At 24.4% G+C, this 1,297-nt stretch carries 3 protein-coding genes; all 3 read right to left on the bottom strand.

The features are described 5' to 3' along the window. On the bottom strand, positions 1-305 hold a 305-nt coding region (locus D9R21_RS06560; protein ID WP_148108884.1), incomplete at its 3' end, for a hypothetical protein. 13 nt (positions 306-318) lie between these two features. Continuing rightward, on the bottom strand, positions 319-597 hold the full coding sequence (locus tag D9R21_RS06555) for a hypothetical protein (protein ID WP_126821551.1): 279 nt from the start codon (positions 595-597) through the stop codon (positions 319-321). Between the two features lie 16 nt (positions 598-613). After that, on the bottom strand, positions 614-1,297 hold a 684-nt coding region (locus tag D9R21_RS07660), incomplete at its 5' end, for a hypothetical protein (protein WP_158613982.1).

The following is a 1,297-nucleotide window of genomic DNA, read 5'->3' as shown; positions in this document are numbered from 1 at the left end:
TTACCATTCTTATTAATTTTATATTCGTTATATCAATTCTTATTAGTAAAGTCTTGCATTTTTAAAAAGTTATTAATTAATTTAGTATCTAATTGTTGATTAGTAAGTGGATTATAAATGCTAATTTCTAAATCACGCGGATTTAAAAAATTAGCATTATCTTCACAAATTCTTTTTTCTAGAATATCATTATGTTTTTGAACAGTAACATTTTTACGATTACTAATCGTTGATGCTAAATTAAGATAGTAACTATCAATATCATAACTCTTTTTTAATTTCTTTTTGGCTGGTAACAATCCCATTTATAACACTCCTTTATTTTGTGTCTTCTTTTGATATAACATCTTCAATGCTATCTTTCTTTTTATCTTTTTTAAAAAATTCAAAAATTTTATCAATTAAATATACTAAAACACCGCCAATAAGTAATGATAGACCAATATAAAAATATTCTGGTCATGAAATTTCAATTACTTTAAATGCCTTACAAAAAAATAATACAATTGCACTTATTATTAAAATTGCCCCTAATCCCCAAATAAATATTTTGCGAATTAATAATAAAATTTCTGATTTATAATCTTTTAAATTCATTTATAACATCTCCTTCCTAACTTAATTTTTTTCTTTGAATATATAATGCTTGAATTTTAGCGGGAGATCCGTTTTTATTTTTATATGATATAATTCTTCCTTGTGAAAATGATACATAAAAATATAATCCATCATTTGTTTCAATTGGAACTTTAACAGAAAATGGAAATTTAGGATGTGTTGTAAGCATACTGCCACATTCACCAGCTGGGTTATTTTCATTATTCTGAACAAAAACTTGATAACTATAATTATCTTTATCATAATTTTTAATGTCATAAACATTACTATTATTTGATACAAAATCACTAGTATCAACAGTTTCTCAATCTGGTACATCTGGTACATCTGGTACATCTGGTATAACAATTAATTTTTTTAATTCATCTAAAATTTCTTCTTTTATTTTTGCAAGTTTTTCATCTTTAATTTTTTCTATAACAAGTTTATCTAATAAAGAATCAATTTCTAACTGGGTATAATATGCTTCTAAATCTATCATAGTTAAATCAATACCTTCTTCTTGAAAAGTACGAAACATTTTCTTTAAAGTTGTTAAATTAGCCAATGATTTTGCATAAGTAGGCAATAGACCTTGTCATGTTGCCATAGGGTCATTTTGTGAAGAATAATTAATATTACCAACACTCATATTTGCCGAAGTAAAAAACTCAATTGGAATACGGTTAAATGTTCAATG

The sequence above is a fragment of the Spiroplasma endosymbiont of Megaselia nigra genome, from assembly GCF_003987485.1.
Lineage (GTDB): Bacteria > Bacillota_I > Bacilli_A > Mycoplasmatales > Mycoplasmataceae > Spiroplasma.
Note: the sequence above shows the minus strand (reverse complement) of the source record. Positions and strands in the feature narration are given on the sequence as shown.